Origin of the sequence: Brevibacillus sp. 7WMA2 (assembly GCF_010748895.1) — a bacterium.
Classification (GTDB): Bacteria; Bacillota; Bacilli; order Brevibacillales; family Brevibacillaceae; genus Brevibacillus_B; species Brevibacillus_B halotolerans.
The window spans coordinates 3,662,195-3,680,240 of record NZ_CP048799.1 but is presented as its reverse complement, the minus strand read 5'-3'; the positions used below and the strand labels follow the sequence as shown (position 1 = coordinate 3,680,240).

15 protein-coding genes and 1 pseudogene are annotated in these 18,046 nt (G+C 42.0%); 11 read left to right on the top strand and 5 right to left on the bottom strand.

Annotated elements, in window-relative coordinates; all coding sequences use genetic code 11:
- Positions 1-109: 109 nt before the first annotated feature.
- The 5 genes from GOP56_RS23440 to qoxA form a co-directional block, all read right to left on the bottom strand.
- The gene (locus GOP56_RS23440; protein WP_003342874.1) at positions 110-286 is read right to left on the bottom strand and encodes a hypothetical protein; all 177 of its coding nucleotides are present in this window, start codon (positions 284-286) and stop codon (positions 110-112) included.
- Between the two features lie 247 nt (positions 287-533).
- On the bottom strand, positions 534-818 hold the full coding sequence (gene qoxD / locus GOP56_RS15430) for a cytochrome aa3 quinol oxidase subunit IV (protein WP_003334096.1): 285 nt from the start codon (positions 816-818) through the stop codon (positions 534-536).
- Between the two features lies 1 nt (position 819).
- On the bottom strand, positions 820-1,416 hold the full coding sequence (qoxC, locus tag GOP56_RS15425; RefSeq protein ID WP_003334097.1) for a cytochrome aa3 quinol oxidase subunit III: 597 nt from the start codon (positions 1,414-1,416) through the stop codon (positions 820-822).
- Positions 1,413-3,356, bottom strand: coding sequence for a cytochrome aa3 quinol oxidase subunit I (qoxB, locus tag GOP56_RS15420; RefSeq protein WP_003334098.1), 1,944 nt, complete (start codon positions 3,354-3,356; stop codon positions 1,413-1,415). The genes qoxC and qoxB overlap by 4 nt, the downstream gene beginning before the upstream one ends.
- Before the next feature lie 27 nt (positions 3,357-3,383).
- Positions 3,384-4,346: a cytochrome aa3 quinol oxidase subunit II gene (qoxA, locus tag GOP56_RS15415; RefSeq protein ID WP_022586070.1), complete on the bottom strand. Its 963-nt coding sequence runs from the start codon at positions 4,344-4,346 to the stop codon at positions 3,384-3,386.
- 847 nt (positions 4,347-5,193) lie between these two features.
- On the opposite strand from qoxA, the gene GOP56_RS15410 reads away from it, so the two are divergent.
- From GOP56_RS15410 to GOP56_RS15365, 11 genes and pseudogenes are all read left to right on the top strand, one after another.
- Positions 5,194-6,744, top strand: coding sequence for a YcdB/YcdC domain-containing protein (locus GOP56_RS15410; RefSeq protein ID WP_163245995.1), 1,551 nt, complete (start codon positions 5,194-5,196; stop codon positions 6,742-6,744).
- A gap of 94 nt (positions 6,745-6,838) precedes the next feature.
- The gene (locus GOP56_RS15405) at positions 6,839-7,384 is read left to right on the top strand and encodes an RNA polymerase sigma factor (RefSeq protein ID WP_101669356.1); all 546 of its coding nucleotides are present in this window, start codon (positions 6,839-6,841) and stop codon (positions 7,382-7,384) included.
- Positions 7,368-9,017, top strand: a complete 1,650-nt coding sequence (locus tag GOP56_RS15400; RefSeq protein ID WP_163245994.1) for a YcdB/YcdC domain-containing protein — start codon at positions 7,368-7,370, stop codon at positions 9,015-9,017. The genes GOP56_RS15405 and GOP56_RS15400 overlap by 17 nt, the downstream gene beginning before the upstream one ends.
- A gap of 188 nt (positions 9,018-9,205) precedes the next feature.
- A complete protein-coding gene (locus tag GOP56_RS15395; protein WP_254068427.1) occupies positions 9,206-9,778 on the top strand; it encodes a GNAT family N-acetyltransferase in 573 nt (190 codons plus the stop codon).
- A gap of 123 nt (positions 9,779-9,901) precedes the next feature.
- Positions 9,902-10,555, top strand: a complete 654-nt coding sequence (locus GOP56_RS15390) for a class I SAM-dependent methyltransferase (protein ID WP_022586072.1) — start codon at positions 9,902-9,904, stop codon at positions 10,553-10,555.
- Positions 10,556-10,598: 43 nt separating this feature from the next.
- Entirely contained in the window at positions 10,599-12,092 is a 1,494-nt protein-coding gene (locus GOP56_RS15385; RefSeq protein ID WP_163245993.1) for a DEAD/DEAH box helicase, read from the top strand.
- A gap of 549 nt (positions 12,093-12,641) precedes the next feature.
- Complete coding sequence (locus GOP56_RS15380) at positions 12,642-13,868, top strand: multidrug effflux MFS transporter (RefSeq protein WP_163245992.1); 1,227 nt, start codon at positions 12,642-12,644, stop codon at positions 13,866-13,868.
- 188 nt (positions 13,869-14,056) lie between these two features.
- A complete protein-coding gene (locus GOP56_RS15375) occupies positions 14,057-14,827 on the top strand; it encodes a TerC family protein (protein WP_003334106.1) in 771 nt (256 codons plus the stop codon).
- 86 nt (positions 14,828-14,913) lie between these two features.
- Positions 14,914-15,603 carry a 23S rRNA pseudouridine(2604) synthase RluF gene (gene rluF / locus GOP56_RS15370; protein WP_003342855.1) on the top strand — a complete coding sequence of 230 codons (690 nt, stop codon included), beginning with the start codon at positions 14,914-14,916 and terminating at the stop codon, positions 15,601-15,603.
- 49 nt (positions 15,604-15,652) lie between these two features.
- Positions 15,653-15,709: pseudogene (locus GOP56_RS24410) on the top strand (hypothetical protein); the annotation flags it as partial.
- A 217-nt stretch (positions 15,710-15,926) separates the two neighbouring features.
- Positions 15,927-17,858 (top strand): tetratricopeptide repeat-containing glycosyltransferase family 2 protein, encoded by a 1,932-nt coding sequence (locus tag GOP56_RS15365; protein WP_163245991.1) that lies wholly within the window; start codon positions 15,927-15,929, stop codon positions 17,856-17,858.
- Positions 17,859-18,046: the final 188 nt, after the last annotated feature.

Below are 18,046 nucleotides of genomic sequence, written 5' to 3'. Positions count from 1 at the left end.
TTAAGGAAAGTAGGAATGAAGAAACGCGTTTTGCCATTGGCGCCATTTCTTGAGTTTTTTCACTAGATAGTTTGATAGCTTTATCGTTTCCTCTCCAGTTAGCGGTAATTCAAAAGGAAAATGTACCTTCCTTACTTTTATGTATACCATCCTTTGATAGGGTGGCACCTGCTGTTTGCTCTTCTGTTATTGCAGTGTGCCCGTCTGAAGTAGATGTATGATGAGAGCAACCCAAGGCTAGTATGACAAGTAGAAGTGCCATGGCACCCAGTAAAAGCTTTCTCATGATTGCTGTGTCCCCCTGATTATCTCTTGTATCTCTGCACATAAGTATAGGGGGAGGGCGAGATGAATGGGTTTCAAAAAGGTTACAAAGCGACCTGAGGGAAAACCATTGAAGCAACGGACCTTTTCATGGGAGCAACTTGTTTCCCTAGCGTTTCTTTACGCAAAAAAGGCCAGCGTACAGAATTTGATTATTTCTGTACGCTGACCCGGTAAGCTAGCACCTATTTATACTACGCAGGGGAAAATTAGTATCCCCAAATCATTGTGAATAAAGTACCGAAAATGGTGACTAAGCCTACAAATAGGGCGTAACCAACATTCAGATACAGCGAGTTTGCTGTTGAGTTTTCTTCATTGATATGCATGAAGACAAACAACTGCAAGGACGCTTGAATAATAGCACATACCGACAGGATGGTCATTCCTACTACTGGTGACATGTCCCAAAAGACGACGGCTAAGGCAACCAGAGAAAGGATGAGGGAAAAGATATATCCCATGACGTGACGAATCGGGAATAGCTGTTTCATATTACATCAATCCTTTCAAGTAGACAAAGCTGAAGATAAAGATCCAGACAACGTCAAGGAAGTGCCAGTATAGGGAGAAGATGAAAGTCTTGTTTGCGGTAATCTCATTAATACCTTCACGCTTCATCTGCATAATGATTCCCATTCCCCATAATAGACCAAAGGTAACGTGCGCTCCATGTGTGCCTAACAGAACAAATAAGCTAGATAGAAAGGCACTGGTTTGCAGAGTAGCACCTTCATTAACGTAAGTGATAAACTCAAAAATCTCAACACCTAGGAAGCCTAATCCTAGTAAAAGAGTAATGAGCAAAAAGACTAATGTAGGCTTTTTAAAACCAAGACGCATGCTGTGAATAGCTAGTCCACAAACGAAACTACTGGTTAACAGGAGGATCGTTTCAATCATAACGCCTTTTAGCTCAAAAAGATGAGAGGCTGTAGGGCCGTGACCTGTACGTTGCCACAAAGTAAAATATACAGCAAATAGGGTAGAGAACAGTACGATCTCGGCACCTAAGAATAGCCAGAATCCCAAAATCTTTAATTGATTTTCTTCCGTACGATATTCAAGCGGAAGGGATTTATCTATTTTCATACACGATCACCCCGCAATCTTTCCTCAGTCTCGATGATTTCTTTAACGGGAATGTGTTTGCCATGATCTCGTTCAAACGAGCGAACAGCTAGCATGACGATGACCAGAATTCCTGAGATAATCGCAGGAGTCCACCAGCTAAATACTAGGAAGAATCCAAAGAAGAAGAAGATTATACCAAGAATAAACGGTTGCCCGCTGTTATTTGGCATGTGAATCGGTTCAATTTTATCCGTAAACATCGGTAGATTTTTTTGTTTTGCAAACCAGAAGGCGTCACGACCAGTGTGATTAGGCATCACTGCAAAGTTGTACTCAGGTACAGGACTGTGTGTGCTCCATTCTAGCGTACGTCCACCCCATGGATCTCCATTTACATCGCGCGGACTGTAACGGCAGCTCCAATAGATGTTGTAAACCAATAAGATAAAGCCAAGCGTTAAACCAATAGACCCGATGGTAGCAATCAGATTGAGCGGACCAAAGCCGGTTCCAGCAGAGTATGTGTACATACGACGTGTCATACCATTCAATCCTAGGAAGAATAGAGGCAGGAATGTCGCGTTAAAGGAAACAGCAATAACCCAGAAGCTGATTTTACCTAGACGTTCATTCAATTTAAAACCAAAGACTTTCGGGAACCAGTAGTACATACCGGCAATAACCGCAAACACCGTACCAGGAATCAACACATAGTGGAAGTGAGCTACTAGGAACATGGTGTTGTGGTATTGGTAGTCAGCACTAGCCATCGCAAGCATAACACCTGTTACCCCACCAATCGTAAAGATCGGGATAAAGGCTAGTGAATAAAGCATTGGTGTCGTAAATTCAATCCGACCCTTACGCAGTGTGAAGAGCCAATTGAATATTTTTACCCCTGTCGGGACTGCTATGGCCATTGTGGTGATCGAGAAGAATCCATTCACCGCACTGCCGTGACCCATTGTATAGAAATGGTGAGCCCAAACTACGAAAGAAAGCAAGGAAATAGCTACCATACTGACAACCATGGAAGTATATCCATAAAGGTTCTTTTTCGAGAAAGTAGCGATGATTTCGCTATAGATACCGAACGCTGGCAGAACAACGATATATACCTCAGGGTGACCCCAAATCCAGAACAGGTTGGCCCATAGCATATCCATACCGCCGTTAGCCATTGTAAAGAACTGACTATCAAATAGACGATCAAACATCATTAGTGCCAACGCTACTGTTAAGACAGGGAAGGCAAACATGATGATCACGCAAGTAATAAGAACAGACCATGTAAACATTGGTATGTGCATCATTTTCATACCAGGAGCACGCATTTTTAAAATGGTTGCAGTAAAGTTAACACCGGTCATCAGTGTACCAATACCCGCAATTTGTAAAGCAATGGAGTAGTAGTTGTTACCTACTGTAGGACTGAATTCTTTACTTGCCAACGGGAAGTAAGCAGTCCATCCAGCGTCAGGCGATCCACCAATAACAAAGGAGATGTTAAATAGCATCGCACCTGCGAAAAACAGCCAGAAGCTAACGGCATTAAGACGCGGGAATGCTACGTCTCTCGCACCGATTTGAAGAGGAATAACCACGTTCATGAGTCCAATGATAAACGGCATCGCCATAAAGAGGATCATGATAATACCGTGTGTTGTAAAGACCTCATTGTAATGCTGCGAATTTAAGAAGGTATTATCAGGTACAGCTAGCTGAATACGCATCATTACAGCATCTACGCCACCGCGGAATAGCATGAGGAGAGCGGCAATGATGTACATAACACCGATTTTTTTATGGTCAACTGTAGTGAGCCATTCTCTCCACAAGTAGCCCCATTTTTTAAAGTAGGTTAAACCGCCAATGATAGCGATCGTGGCAAGCACAATACTTGCCATAGCGCCATAGATCATCGGCTCACCTGTAACGAAAAATTCGTCCCATTTCATAACCGATTTGACTCCTTTCTGAGCTAGTTATTTCTTATGCTGGTCGTGATTCATTTCGGAATGCTCGGAGTGTTCGGAAGAAGAATCAGAATGCCCAGAGTGCTCAGAAGTAGAGTGTGGCTCCGATTCAGTTGTTGTTCCGCCTCCATGATTATGACCACCATGGGCACCCTCAGGCGCTGGTCTAAATGATAAGTGTGTGGAAGAATACGTTTTTCTTCCTACATGCTCCATGTCAAGCACGCTATCAAATTCAGGCTCTGTCAATTCAGGAGCCGTTTTCTTTACTTCATCCACCCATTTTGAATAATCAGCAGGTGACATTGCTAGAACTTCAAATTCCATTTGTGCAAAGCCTCTACCGGAGAAGTTAGAGTTTTTACCCATGAACGAACCCGGATGATCAGCGGCAAAATGCAATTTGGTAACCATGTCGGACATCGCATATTTTTGACCACCAAGCTGTGGAATCCAGAAGCTCGTGATTGGTCCATACGAATACAGACGGAATTCGATCGGACGGTTTGTCGGGATGTTCAGATAGTTAACCGTCTCAATGTTTTCCTCAGGATAACTAAAATGCCATTTCCAGTTAGAAGACGAAGCATAAATGATCATTGGCTTCTGATCGTCATAGCCGGCTGGCTTGTTTTCCACTTGATCCAGTGTTTTGACAGTAATAACTGATAAAATCACTACAATGACAATTGGAATGGCTGTCCATGCAATTTCTAATAGCTTACTACCTTCCTCGTGAGGAGGTACATAACCCTCGTTCGCTTTGGTAGCGCGATATTTCACTAGCATGTAAACAAACAAAACATAAACTACAAATAATACACCAGCCATAACCCACATAGAAAAAATAATGGTGTCCGATTGTATTTTGGCAACAGGTCCTTTTGGATCAAGTACCATTAATGGCTCACAACCGGATAATAAAAGAGCAAGACAAAAAAACATGAAAAGAAACGACCCTTTGTGTCTCATAAGTGACCCCTTTCTCTGAGATGTGTATTAGTCGAAGGAAGACGGGAGATTTCTGCCCCTAGGTGAAAGTCGTTTACCAGTGTTCTATGAGATTACTTTCAATACGAAACCACATATAAAAATAGGGTTCCTAGCGATATGAATAGACTTCATTTATACGGAATGTTAAATTGAACGCCTTAAACGTAAGGAAGGATTACTACAGGTGAGGCATACGCCATGTAGAATTAGTTGTGGTTTGTTGTTAAGTATGCAATGAATCATGGTTGACCTCCTAGGGTGTGAAATCAGTGATGATTGAAAACAAGAAGCCTCATGCAATAACCATATTGGGATATTGCACAAATGTTAAAAATAACAGTATAGAATCATTTTTAAGTTAATTCAATACGGTTTTTTTGTAGAAACAGTTTTGTGCAAAATACCTCATTTGAAGCTCTAACAATTTTGGCAAAATGTTAGACAATCTGCTTATGAGCATATAAAAAATAATTTTAATATGTTCCCATCTACCTCGAAAAAGTAAAAGCGCTTACTGCCCAACCTTCATTTTATGCTTTCTTGCCTAAATGGCAAGCACCTGATTGTGGTAGAGATGGGGCTATTACACATTGGATGTTAAAAAAATCACAAATTCGCCACGAATTGTATCAATTTGATGTCATTTTTGGCATTTTTGATAAGTGAAAAAAAGTACAATTAAGTTTTTGGATGTTTTTAGGAAAGAAAGGATTTTGGTGATTTATCGCTCAAAAATGAAATAGAAAAAATTTTTGTAACATTTGCTAATAGGTTTCGACTAAACCCTATGATGAACAAAATTACATGATCACGGGAGGAAAATATAATGAACCAGCATAAAAAGCTGTCGAAGAAAATGATTACTATGCTATGCCTTGTGAGCATGCTTTCCACAACGTCATATTGGTTGCAAGATCAGGTATCAGCCAAGAGTGTTTCAGCAGCCGCTAATCAGTCTATCTCTGAAACACAAGTAAGCGATGCTGCTAAACAGACACTGGCTAAGCTATATAAAACATTTCCAGTTTTTAAAGAAGCACAGAAACATATTAATGTAAGTAATGGACAATACCGTGAACAGTACCAGCTTATTTTCCGTAAAAAGGACAATAACAAGGCAACGTTGTATGCCGATGCTCAGGTTGATGCTAAAGACGGTACACTTCTATCCTTTTCCCAAGAAAATTCGTCCGCACCTGATACCAAAGCCCCTGCAGAAGCAATAGCAAAGAAAGCGGCAGAAGAGTTCCTAACCGCCATGATAGGAAGTCAGAAGCAACAGTATCGTTTAGAGAAAGTAGAAATTAATCAAGAGCAAAGGATTACTACCGTTTTTTATCAGCGCTATGTAAATGATATCCCAGTGGCTGAAGATGGTTATGTAATAGGGATTGGAGAAAAAGGAAAGATTCGATATGCGAATGCAAAGGCATCTACCGGACTTTCCATGGATGTTTCCAAATTTAAGAAGCCAACCACGCTGCTTACGGGACAGGACATTGAAAAAGCATTTGCTAAGCATTTGGAATTAGTCTACATGCCGAAGGGTAGAGAGGGAGCCGATGCTAAAATCTTTGAGTTAAAGTATAAAGATTGGTTCTCTGTTTTAGATGCGCAGACAGGTGAAAAGGTTCAGCTTGCTACAAGCTATCAAGGAGAGCTTTCACCGACCATTACTGTTACTCCGGGAAATAAACAGATCATGGCCAAAACTCCGCAAGAAGCGACGGAGGCATTAGCTTCATTCGGAGTAGATACAAAGGGACTGGTACTTAGATCAAACAAGGTTCCAGATAGTATGAAGGGTCAAGGGGAAGCAGAGTATGTTGCTAATCAAAATGGCACCTTTTATGGAGTAACTACACACGGAGGACGAGTAATTAAATTTAGCGTTCAAAAGGTGGATCGAACACAAAAGGTGAAAGAGAAGAAGCTCTCGGATAAAGAGATTGAGGCGAAGGCATTAGAATTTTTACAGCCGTATTTAGATAAGGACGTGACAGAACTGCGCATGAATAAGAAGCATGAAACCATTAATCTTACTGATACGAATGAAACAGTTGTTTTTTATCGCTCGTATCAAGGAATTCCTAGTTTCACTCAAGCCTATAGCGTCACTGTTAACGCAGAGACGGGAGCAATTCAGGGCATGTTTTTAAGCGTAACGGACGGGACTGAAACCCTCGCAGATGCCAGCCAAGTCATCTCTGTAGAAGAGGCTGCTCGTAAGTATCTAGAGAAACAACCAGTAAAACTAGAATACGGCTTCCCGATAATCAATAATCAAGTTGTGAAGGAGCCATCATTGGTTTATACACAAAGTAACAAGAATACGGGAACTATCGATGCTATAACTGGAGAAGTAGTAAATAAATAACCTTTCCTGCCGATCCATCTGATTCTAACGAGATGGATCGGTACCAATTTACATAGCTTTTGATTAATTTGCTGTAGAGTAGGTGGAGACTCTCTTGTACCATACAGATGATATTGAAGGAAGAAGCAGGCTAGTGTATGAACAGCATTATCTGGAAGTCTATCAATTTATGATATATTTTACGGGTAATCGAAACAATGCAGAGGATTTAACACAGGAGGTTTTTATCAGAGTTCTGGATGCATTGCCGCGTTATGAGGAACGTTCCAGTATGAAAACATGGATTCTTAGCATCGCTAAGCATGTCGCCATCGACTATGGACGCAAAAGAAGAATTCGTGCCTGGCTGAGCATGGAACCAATAATGGGTCTTCCGTCTAAGCTTGGACGCCCTGAATCAGAACTTGAGGCAAAAGAAGAAAAGGAACTCATGATATCGGCTATGCTCCGACTTAAGCCTAAATATCGCAGTGTTGTTATTCTGCGAGGGTTAAAGGAATTCAGTATAAAGGAAACAGCGGAAATCTTAGAATGCAGCGAGGCTAAGGTGCGAGTAGATTTCCATCGTGCTGTGAAACAATTACGAACCTATTTGAAAGGCTACTGGGAAGGGGGATGGGAGCATGAACTTTCCCGATGATAAGGCACTATTTCGAAAAATTAGAGAAAGCTATGATTCACAGCCCAGAAGAGAATTTCCCCAAACGCTGGATAGAGCATTGATGAACAAGCTGAAAAGAAGACAAAAACAGCGTAGATGGACTCGTTTAGTTTCGCAGTGGGGTTTATCTGTAGCCGTTATTCTCCTGCTTGTTACATTTGCTAATCCTTTATCTAATAATAGTAACCTTTCTTTTCAACATAAACCGATTAGCTCAGAAAATGAGATGAGCCATGCTGCTAAAAAAACAATAGAAAAGCTGTACGGCATTGTTCCCGCGCTTCAATCAGCAGATAAAACTTTCAGTATAAGCCAAGCACATCGAGATCAGTATAGGATCATATTACGTAAAAAGGAAAATAACAAGGCGATACTGTATGCGGATGCTCAGATTGATGCTAGTGACGGTACACTTCTGTCTCTTTTTCAAGAAAATCCCTCTGCTCCTGATACCGAAGCTCCTTCAGAGGCGGTTGCCAAAAAAGTGGCAGAGGAATTCCTCACTACCATGCTAGGAACTCAGAAGCAACAGTATCGTTTAGGGAAGGTAGAAATTAATAAGGAGCAAAAGGTTGCTACCGTTTTCTATCAGCGCTATGTAAATGATATTCCAGTGGCTGAAGATAATTATGCAATAGGGGTTGGAGAAAAGGGAACGATTCGATATGCGAATGCAGGGGAATCTACTGGACTTACCATGGATATTTCCAAATTTAAAAAACCTGTTGAGCTATTGGAAATGCCTATTTTAGAAAAGAAATTTGCTGAGAATTTACAATTGGTCTATATGCCTAAGGGCAGAAAGGGACCGGATGCGAAAACCTATGAGCTGAAATATAGAGATGGAATGACTACGTACCTGAATGCTCAGACTGGTGAACAGATTCAAGTTTCGCATGGCTACGAAGTACAATTCTCCCCCGTTATTACTGTTACGCCGGGAAAAAAACAAGTCATCGTAACAAATCCACAGGAAGCCACCGATGTATTAGCTTCGTTTGGGGTAGATACCAAGGGATTAGCTTTAAGGGTAAGCAATGTGCCAAAATATATGATGGGCGAGGGGGAGACAGAATACGATGGCAGCCGGGATGATATCTTCTATAAAGTAATTACACTAGGAGATCGTGTGAAACAATTTAGCATTCAAAAGATGGATCGTACGCAAAAGATAAAGGAAAAGAAATTCTCTGATAAAGAGCTGGAGGAGACAGCGCTGGAGTTTTTACAACCATATTTGGACGAGAGTGTCACGGAGTTTCGTATGCTCCGTCAACACCAAAAAGGGAACCCATCTGGTGAAGAATCGATCGTTTTTTATCGTTCGTATCAGGGAGTGCCTATATTTGATCAGACATACAAAATCACGATTGATGTAGAGACGAAAGCGGTATTGGGTATGTTTTTATCATTAGCAGATGGAACAGAAACCTTTGCAGATATCAGGAAAGCCCTTTCTTCCGAGGAGGCAGCGCGTAAATATATAGAACAAAACCCAGTAAAATTAGAGTATGCCTTCCCAATGATAAATGGTCGAATCATCAGAGAACCTGTACTTGCGTATACCTTTGAAAAGAATGCGTCTACCAGCATTCATGCAGGAACACAATGATCATACAATGTTCCGGCGTCACTCTACCTGCTCGATTTGACGGCGTTCCAGCCCAAGCTGTACCATGGAAGGATAAGCTAGCAGTAAATGGATAGCTTAGCTTACAAACTATTCAATGGGGTGGAACTATTTGTAGTGCGCACATAGTTAAGTTAAACCGTAACGAGATTGGCCGAGCAGCGAATGTATTGGCTGAAGGATTTATGGAAGACCCACTGTATCAGCATATCCTGCCTGACCGTTCTACTAGACTGAATGTTCTACAGATCTTTTTTACAAACTATGTTACCATGCTGTATGATTACTCCGATTTATATGCGACCTCCGATAGATTGGAAGCTGTTGCATTAGTATTCAGATCGGAAAAGGCAGAAGCATTGCCTGCATACAGATACATATGGGATATCTGTCGTACAATCGTAAAGTCGCTGAAAGCTAGTAAGTATATTGGGTTTAGGGGATTTTGCCGAGGATTGGCTATTCTACGCTGTATGAGCTCTGCTTGGTTGTCTGTGTTTGAGGGACGAGTATATATGCATTTGGATATGCTTGTGGTGCAGCCAGAGTTTCGGGGGCAAGGGTATGTGAGTAAAATTATGAAGCCTCTTTTAGAGGAATGTAAGCAGCGAAACATCGTATGTACGTTAGAAACTCAAAACCCTCATAACATTGCTTTATATGAGCGATATCAATTTACTACAATTGAAGTAATTCCTTTGCCAAAGAGTCAGGTAGAACAGTATTGCATGGTTTATCAATGATCATAATAAGCATTTCTAGATAAAGCAATACAGGTTGAGATAGATGACTTACCGATTAGATCTGTCGTTTGTGATGATAATAATCCAAGCGGCAGTTTTTTTTATTGGTAAGGCATCTGTATAATGAAGAAGGAAAAAGAAGCAAATATAGAAGGTGATTGGATTTTGTTAGAGTGGACAGGGGAACGTATTATTCCTAAATTGCTCAAGCCGATGAATGGAATGCTATTGGAGCATCTAGCGAGGTATTATTTCTCAACTCCGTATTGTCGAGGGAGAGTTCTAGATATCGCCTGTGGTACTGGCTATGGGTGTCACATGGTTGTGAAGGAACGCAAGCGGGAGGTGACCGAGCTGATTGGTGTAGATGTAGATCAAGAGACTCTATTTTATGCAAATCGTGAGTACAATCATCAAAAGGTTACATACTTACAGCATGATGCACTCGATCCTAAGCTTCCCGAAAAATTAGGCATGTTTGATACGATTCTTAGCTTTGAAACCATTGAGCATGTGGCAGATGATCAGCTATTTATGGAAAATATCTATCATATGCTAAAGCCTGGGGGTACATTAGTACTTTCTAGTCCATTTGGTAGAGGAAGAGGGATGCCCACTAGTGAACCGTTTCATGTTCACCAGCTAACTCCTGAGGAATTTGAGCAACTATTTGTTCGCTTTTCTGAGGTAGAAATTTATTACCAGCGTGGATTAACGTTTGAGAAGCCGCGTGATCAGGTTCGTTATTTTATTGGAATGGCTGTCTGCAAAAAGTGATAGCCACAGGTGTTGTTATTGGTAACGGGAAGAGGTGGCGGTTTTGCCAAAATTTCAGTCATTAGGAATACAGGCTTCAATAGAAAAAGCACTGCAACAGAATGGATTACACTCACCCACAGAGATTCAGGAGAAAGGAATTCCAGCAGTATTAACCGGGGTGGATGTAATTGCACAGGCACAGACGGGAACGGGCAAGACATTAGCCTTTGTTTTGCCTATTTTACAGATGATTAATCCTGAAAATCCAGATGTACAAGCTCTAATTGTGACACCGACACGTGAATTAGCCCTACAAATTACCGCCGAGGTAAACAAGCTTATTTTTACGCAGCCTGGCGTACAGGTTCTAGCTATCTATGGTGGACAGGATGTAGAGCGGCAGATGAAGAAATTAAGAGGCAGCCGGCAGATCGTGATTGCTACTCCGGGTCGATTGCTGGATCATATGCGCCGAGGCACGATACAGCTTGCTCAGGTGTCTCAGTTAGTTCTTGATGAAGCCGATCAGATGTTGCATCTGGGCTTTTTACCTGAGGTAGAAGAGATTATTCAAGCCACATCGCCAACCAGACAGACGCTATTATTCTCAGCAACGATGCCAAAGCAAATCCAAAGTCTGGCAAAAGGCTTTATGCGCCAGCCTGTCACAATTAAGGCGAAGAGTGAAGGAATTACGGTAGCTAACATCGAGCAGCGGGTAATTGAGACGACCGACCGGGCCAAACAAGCGGCCTTGCGTCAGGCTATTGATGAGTGCCGTCCTTTTTTAGCGGTGATCTTCTGTCGAACCAAACGGAGAGCTTCTACTTTAAATGAAGCCTTGCAAGGATTTGGTTATGCTAGTGACGAGCTTCATGGTGATTTATCACAAGCCAAACGCGAACAAGTCATGAAACGCTTCCGGGAAGCCAGCCTACAATTTTTGGTGGCTACCGATGTAGCCGCACGTGGTTTGGATGTTGAAGGGGTCACACATGTGTTTAACTATGACATCCCTCATGATGTAGAGAGCTATATACATCGAATTGGCAGAACCGGGAGAGCCGGTGGTACAGGGGTAGCGATCACGTTTGTTGCTCCTAAAGACCGGATGTATTTAGATATGATTGAAAAGGGAATTGGGCAGTCCCTAACAAAAGAAACCTATGGCAATTCCTTTTCGCAAGCGAGTTCTAATGAAGAAACGGCAAGACATACGGCGGACAAAAAGGCAGGACAATCAGAAAATAGACGTCAGTCAAAAGCAAGAGACGGGAATCGATCGAAAGCTACAGGATCGAAAGCGGGGTCTAAGTCGTCAGCACGATCAGGTCAGGCAAAGCATAATCAGACGAGACCGGGACAAAAGACGGGAGTAAAGCAAGGGACAAGGACACAAAACAAGCCAAGCTCAAGATCAGGTACACGTCAGGAGACAAAGTCAGGGGCAAAACGATCTGGAGGGACTGCTCCAACCAAATCAAAAGCCAAGTCAAGCCGCTCAGCCGGTCAAGGACGATCAGCTTTCTCTAAAAAAAGAACGAGAACAAAATAAGACAGAGAGTAAAAAAGCTGTTCAGTCATATTGCTGAACAGCTTTTTATATGGATAAAGCAAGAAGCCAAAAGCCAAAGCAGCATATAGTAAACATAAAAATTTACAAAGTGTATTACATGGGATAGGATTGTGGTAAACAAGGTATGGATGATGGTTGTGATGGGTGAAATGTTGGCGGATGGGAATTTCTGAAGCTGTTCTGGGTGAACTTTTTTAGATGTGGGCAAGAGATAACATGATTGAAATTGCTTGGTTTATGTAGATCCACTGCGCTTGAGTTTGACCGGATATTTACTGTTATTACCGATACAACAAAAGCCATATTGGGACATATTATCCGTATAGGCTAGTTGCTGTTACGTATGCTTTGATAATGTGTTTTCTACGATCTTATTACAGGGGTCAGGCGAGCAGGTTTGCATAGAGAGAGGCTAGATGCAATCAGGGACTTTCCATTTAAAAGCTTGACAGATGTTTATTGATGTAACTATAATCGTTACAATTGTAATCTTACCTATTCGGTTTTAAGAAAGGAAAGTAACATCGTATGAATTCTTCTTCACAGTCAGCGGCTACGGAAGCTACTGCCAAATCAAAACGTTTATGGCTAGCGATTGTGTTAGGCGCATTATCTGCGTTTGGACCGCTTTCGCTGGATATGTATCTGCCTGCCTTGCCGGCAATGGCTACCGATTTTCAAACAACTACTTCGGCTGTACAGCTTAGTTTGACAGCTTGTTTATTAGGTTTGTCCCTAGGGCAGTTGTTTGCTGGACCGTTAAGCGATATTCAAGGTCGACGTAAACCGCTGCTGATTGGTCTGGCTATTTATGCAGTCGCTTCTATTTTGTGCGTATTTTCAACTTCTATATGGGCTTTAGTGGCTCTCCGATTTATTCAAGGGGCCGCTGGTTCAGCCGGAATTGTTATTTCACGTGCGATGGTAAGGGATATTTATGTAGGCCCAGAATTAACTAAATTTTTTGCCCTTTTAATGCTGGTTAATGGAGTTGCTCCTATTGCGGCTCCCATCTTTGGAAGTCAGCTCTTACTCTTTACACCGTGGGAAGGTGTTTTTGTAGTATTAGGTGCAATTGGTATTATTATGCTATTGGTTGTTCTATTTGGTTTACCCGAGTCATTGCCTGTCGAGCGTCGTTCCACGGGTGGATTCAAGAATACCTTGGTTACATTTAAAAATCTATTCGTAGATAAAATGTTCATGGGCTTTGCTTTGTCACAGGGCTTGGTGATCGCTGCCATGTTTGCTTATATATCTGGATCACCGTTCGTATTGCAAAATATGTTTGGTGTGTCAGCGCAAATGTTTAGTGTGTTTTTCGCTATCAATGGTTTGGGAATTATTCTTGCTAGCCAAATTACCGGGAAGCTGGCTGGTAAAATTAGCGAGAGTAAGCTGATGATCAGCGGGTTGATTTTAGCGGCGATTGGTGGCGTTAGTCTACTGATTGTGATTTTGCTAGGTGCCGGATTATATGCTATTTTACCACCTTTATTTATAATCGTATCGTGTGTGGGGATTGTTAGTACGGCAGGGTTTTCTCTCGCAATGCAAAGTCAGGGGAAAGCGGCAGGCAGTGCCTCTGCTTTACTAGGTGTCTTGTCATTAATCTTTGGTGCGCTTCTTGCTCCCCTAGTAGGTATTGGTGGAAGCGGAACGGCGGTTCCAATGGGCATTGTAATAGCAGTAGCAGATGTCGGGGCACTTTTGTGCTATTATTTCATGGTTCATAAGGGCAAACCAACCAGCTAATCCATCTAAATGATCTAAAAGGAAAAGGAACTAATCCAGGTACATTTTTTGCGTACCAGGTTGGTTCCTTTTTTCTGTATAAGGTATGCCTCTTTATCCAACTGGTTTGATCTTTGGCAACTAAGAGCATAATAAGCCGAGCTATTATTTTAGATGCATCTTTGTCGATCAGGAGGAGGCTAGCTTTGATGAATGGGTCATTGCTGATGGAATATGGATGGGTGCTACTCATATTAGTGGCTTTGGAAGGAATTCTAGCGGCTGATAATGCGTTGGTATTAGCCATTATGGTCAAGGATTTACCTGAGAAACAGCGTAAAAAGGCCTTGTTTTATGGCCTAGCTGGGGCTTTTATCTTTCGCTTTGCATCATTGTTTATCATTTCCTTCTTGGTTGATGTGTGGCAGGTTCAGGCACTTGGTGCTATTTATTTACTATTCATCTCCATCAACCACATTTTTCGCAAAAAATACAGGAAGCCCCAAGAAAAAGAACACACTGATAGGAAAAAAGGACCCGGTAGTTTCTGGGGGACTGTAGCAAAGGTAGAGCTGGCTGATCTTGCTTTTGCAGTAGACTCCATCCTAGCTGCTGTGGCACTTGCTGTTTCCCTTCCTTCAACGAATCTACCTAAGATTGGAGGACTGGATGGCGGGCAATTCCTAGTGATTTTTACAGGGGGATTTATCGGGTTAATTATAATGAGGTTTGCAGCCAATTATTTTGTGGCGTTGTTAAAACGACGGCCTGGATTAGAAACCGCGGCTTTTTTGATTGTGGGCTGGGTTGGGATCAAATTGCTGGTGTACACCTTCTCTCATCCCCATGTGGCTTTTTTACCAGAGAGCTTCGCAACAATGAAAGCTTGGAAAATTACCTTCTATGTAGTTCTAGTAGGAATCGCACTAGGTGGATGGTTTTTATCGAAAGAAAAAACGACAGAGTCAGGCAGATCATAAATCATGTATAATAAATGATGCCTGAGATCACTTTGAGCTAGAGATTCCTAGGCTGAAATATCTGCTATGGAAGAAGGATACATAACATGAGGATTAATAAATTTATTAGTGAAACAGGCTATTGTTCCCGCCGAGAAGCAGACAAGCTCATCGAGGCTGGGCGAGTCACGATTAATGGAGTGATAGCAGAGCTAGGGAGTCAAGCTACTAGTGAAGACGATGTAAAAATTGACGGAAAAGCGCTGGGGATCAAAAAAGAAGCTATTTATATTGCTCTAAATAAGCCTGTTGGGATTACTTGTACAACAGAGAGGCACATAAAGGGAAACATCATTGATTTCGTCAATCATCCAGAACGGATTTTTCCAATTGGACGACTAGATAAAGACTCAGAGGGATTAATCCTATTAACGAATGATGGGGATATCGTCAACAAAATTCTGCGGGCGGAAAACAACCATGATAAAGAATATATCGTGACGGTGGATAAACCGATTACAGATTCTTTTCTAAAAGGTATGGCTAGCGGGGTACGTATTCTTGGGACTACAACCAAGCCTTGTCAGGTACAACGCATGAATGAACGATCATTTCGAATCATTCTGACCCAAGGATTAAATAGGCAAATCCGCCGAATGTGTCAGGTATTTGGCTATAAGGTTCAGCGTTTGCAACGGATACGCATTATGAATATTCATTTGGATGGCATCAAAAAAGGTGAATGGCGTGATGTAACTACAAAGGAATTGAATCAATTGCTACAAAATCTAACGTAATGAACCGACGAAGCGCTTCCTTCCATATACAAGACTCTCGTATCGTTCCAGCGTACAAGGTAATTCCACAGCGATTTATGTCTTTTTTAATGGGCAAGGAACGTAGCAAAAGATTTCAACATATAGGTACATGGAGTCCCTTATTTCTGGGGGCTCATGTGCCTTTTTCATTTTTTTAACCGCTATTGGGAGATTTGATGCTAACAAGTCCTATTCAGGCAAGACCTTGTATTCAAAAAGCCCACCTCAAATTACCCCAAGCAAATGGTCTAACCTAAGAAAAATCATAATGTCGCTTATGGTTAAAAAGGAGGGGCGTATAGATGAAACAATTACAAATATCCCTGTGCATGATTGTTTGTGATGAGGAGGAGCACCTTGAACGCTGTTTATCTTCAGCAGTCGATACTGTCTCAGAAATGATCATCGTTGATACAGGCTCACAGGATCGAAGCGTAGAAATTGCCAGGAGCTATGGAGCGCGGGTTATCTCGATACCCTGGAGGGGAGATTTCTCTGAGGCTAGAAATTTATCGTTGGAATATGCGACCAAGCCGTGGATTCTGGTACTAGATGCTGATGAGGAATGGGTCGTGCCACCAGCCGAGCAATTGATAGAGATGATGGACGAGGCAGAAGCGTTTGGCTATTATGTCCAATTGCAAAGCTATGTGGGCGCTACAGGAGAAGAATTTATCACTGATTCGGTTTGTCGCTTTTTTCGAAACGATGAACGCCTGCGCTTTCGAGGAATGATGCATGAAGAGATTGCCACGTGTATTCTGGAAGTGGAACCAGAAGGTGTGAGATTTTCGCCTATGGTGGTTAAGCACTATGGCTGTTTAGACCATGTTATCGCTCAAAAAAATAAAGCTACCCGGAACGTTTCTCTTATCCAAAAGGCACTGCTAGAAAAGCCGGATGACCCTTTGTTGATTTACGCTCTAGGCACAAAATATTTTCAGCAGGAAGAATACCAGAAAGCGCGGGTATTATTTGAAGCACTACTTTCTGCTGTTCCTCTTCGGGTTGGTTATATGTCGGATGTATTGCTAAAGCTAGCGTTTTCCTATAAAGAGATGGGCAATACGAAAGAGGCGCAAAACATGATAGAGGAAGCGTTGCGCCATTATCCAGATTTTGTTGATCTGATCGAGCTGCGGGCCATTCTTCATATTGAAGAAAATGAGCTAGATTCAGCTCTTGCGTTATTGCAGAAAGCCGTCCTTCTGGGAGATGTATCTCATAAATATACATCGTGTTCAGGGGCGGGGACCTACCGGAGCTTTTATATAAGGGGATTGCTTTATGAAAGACTGCTTTCTTATGAAAAATCATGTCGTTGCTATGAGGAAGCCTTGACCTTCCAGCCACAATTCCATGCAGCTTGGCAGAGATTAATCCGTATACGAGGAGCTTTTAATCAAATTCAAGAATTAGTGGAGCAATTCCAGTTATATAAGGGGAAATTGTCGCCTCAGGTCCAAAGCAGTATCGTGCAATATTTGATGGAATTAAATCAGCCGCAGTGGTTCACACAATATCAGTTGCTATTGCCGGATGCTTATACCCATAATCCGCTTTGGAAAGGAATTTTCCTCGCACAGCTTGGAAAGGAGGAGCTTGCTTTACTAAGCGTCAGGGAAGCACAGCAATGCTTTCATACCCATATGCAGGCGGATAAACAGCTTGAGGCGGATCTTTTACTATGGGCGATTTTCCTGCAAATGAATGAATACGCGCAGGCTTATGAAATCGTCTTACGGTTAGCTCAACGGCAAAAAGAATATCAAGCTTTATTTGGATGGAAGCCAGGCCAAATCATGGCTTTGTCGCGACCTGTATACCAATCCTGTAGTCGAGCATTGCTAGCGATAGGGGCTTGGGAAAAATGGTTAGATCTGCATCGTTCTTGTTCCCCCTTAGGATGGACAGAGGAAGTAAATGATTCGTTTGCAATCACGTTGCTTCGAGCCCCTCATTCTATCCAGCTTCAATTCCTCCAAATGTTTCTAATGGAAACTCATTTATCTTCGCGACTTCTTCAGATTGCTGGAGTTCTTGCTATTCAATGCAGGAAATACCACGAAGCTACGACTTTATTTGAAAGGCTGAACCATAGCTCCATCGAGAAGGAACAAATAATAGCCCAGTTAGGCCTATTATATGCGCAAGCTGGGCTAGCTAAGAGATGGAGAGCTGATATTTTACCTGATCAGGTCAACAGCTTGCAGTTTTTATCTATTTTTTCGTAAGGACAGCACGAAAGCAGGTTAATACGCTACCATACATTTGTGTTTTGACAGCATCTTTTTTCTAAAAGGGGAAAGCCCTCCCAGTTCACATGAGGAAAAACAATTGCTTTGCTCATGGTTCCCTTCCTTTTCTTGAGCTGAATAACCTTCTGAAGTGTATGGGAGTAAGCAGGGATTGGGACCTTTTT

What these genes read in the sequence shown, in the direction of transcription:
- GOP56_RS23440 (WP_003342874.1), bottom strand. Translation starts at nt 286, where the DNA reads ATGAGAAAGCTTTTACTGGGTGCCATGGCACTTCTACTTGTCATACTA.
- qoxD (WP_003334096.1), bottom strand. Translation starts at nt 818, where the DNA reads ATGAAACAGCTATTCCCGATTCGTCACGTCATGGGATATATCTTTTCC.
- qoxC (WP_003334097.1), bottom strand. Translation starts at nt 1,416, where the DNA reads ATGAAAATAGATAAATCCCTTCCGCTTGAATATCGTACGGAAGAAAAT.
- qoxB (WP_003334098.1), bottom strand. Translation starts at nt 3,356, where the DNA reads ATGAAATGGGACGAATTTTTCGTTACAGGTGAGCCGATGATCTATGGC.
- qoxA (WP_022586070.1), bottom strand. Translation starts at nt 4,346, where the DNA reads ATGAGACACAAAGGGTCGTTTCTTTTCATGTTTTTTTGTCTTGCTCTT.
- GOP56_RS15410 (WP_163245995.1), top strand. Translation starts at nt 5,194, where the DNA reads ATGAACCAGCATAAAAAGCTGTCGAAGAAAATGATTACTATGCTATGC.
- GOP56_RS15400 (WP_163245994.1), top strand. Translation starts at nt 7,368, where the DNA reads ATGAACTTTCCCGATGATAAGGCACTATTTCGAAAAATTAGAGAAAGC.
- GOP56_RS15390 (WP_022586072.1), top strand. Translation starts at nt 9,902, where the DNA reads ATGAAGAAGGAAAAAGAAGCAAATATAGAAGGTGATTGGATTTTGTTA.
- GOP56_RS15380 (WP_163245992.1), top strand. Translation starts at nt 12,642, where the DNA reads ATGAATTCTTCTTCACAGTCAGCGGCTACGGAAGCTACTGCCAAATCA.
- GOP56_RS15375 (WP_003334106.1), top strand. Translation starts at nt 14,057, where the DNA reads ATGAATGGGTCATTGCTGATGGAATATGGATGGGTGCTACTCATATTA.
- rluF (WP_003342855.1), top strand. Translation starts at nt 14,914, where the DNA reads ATGAGGATTAATAAATTTATTAGTGAAACAGGCTATTGTTCCCGCCGA.
- GOP56_RS15365 (WP_163245991.1), top strand. Translation starts at nt 15,927, where the DNA reads ATGAAACAATTACAAATATCCCTGTGCATGATTGTTTGTGATGAGGAG.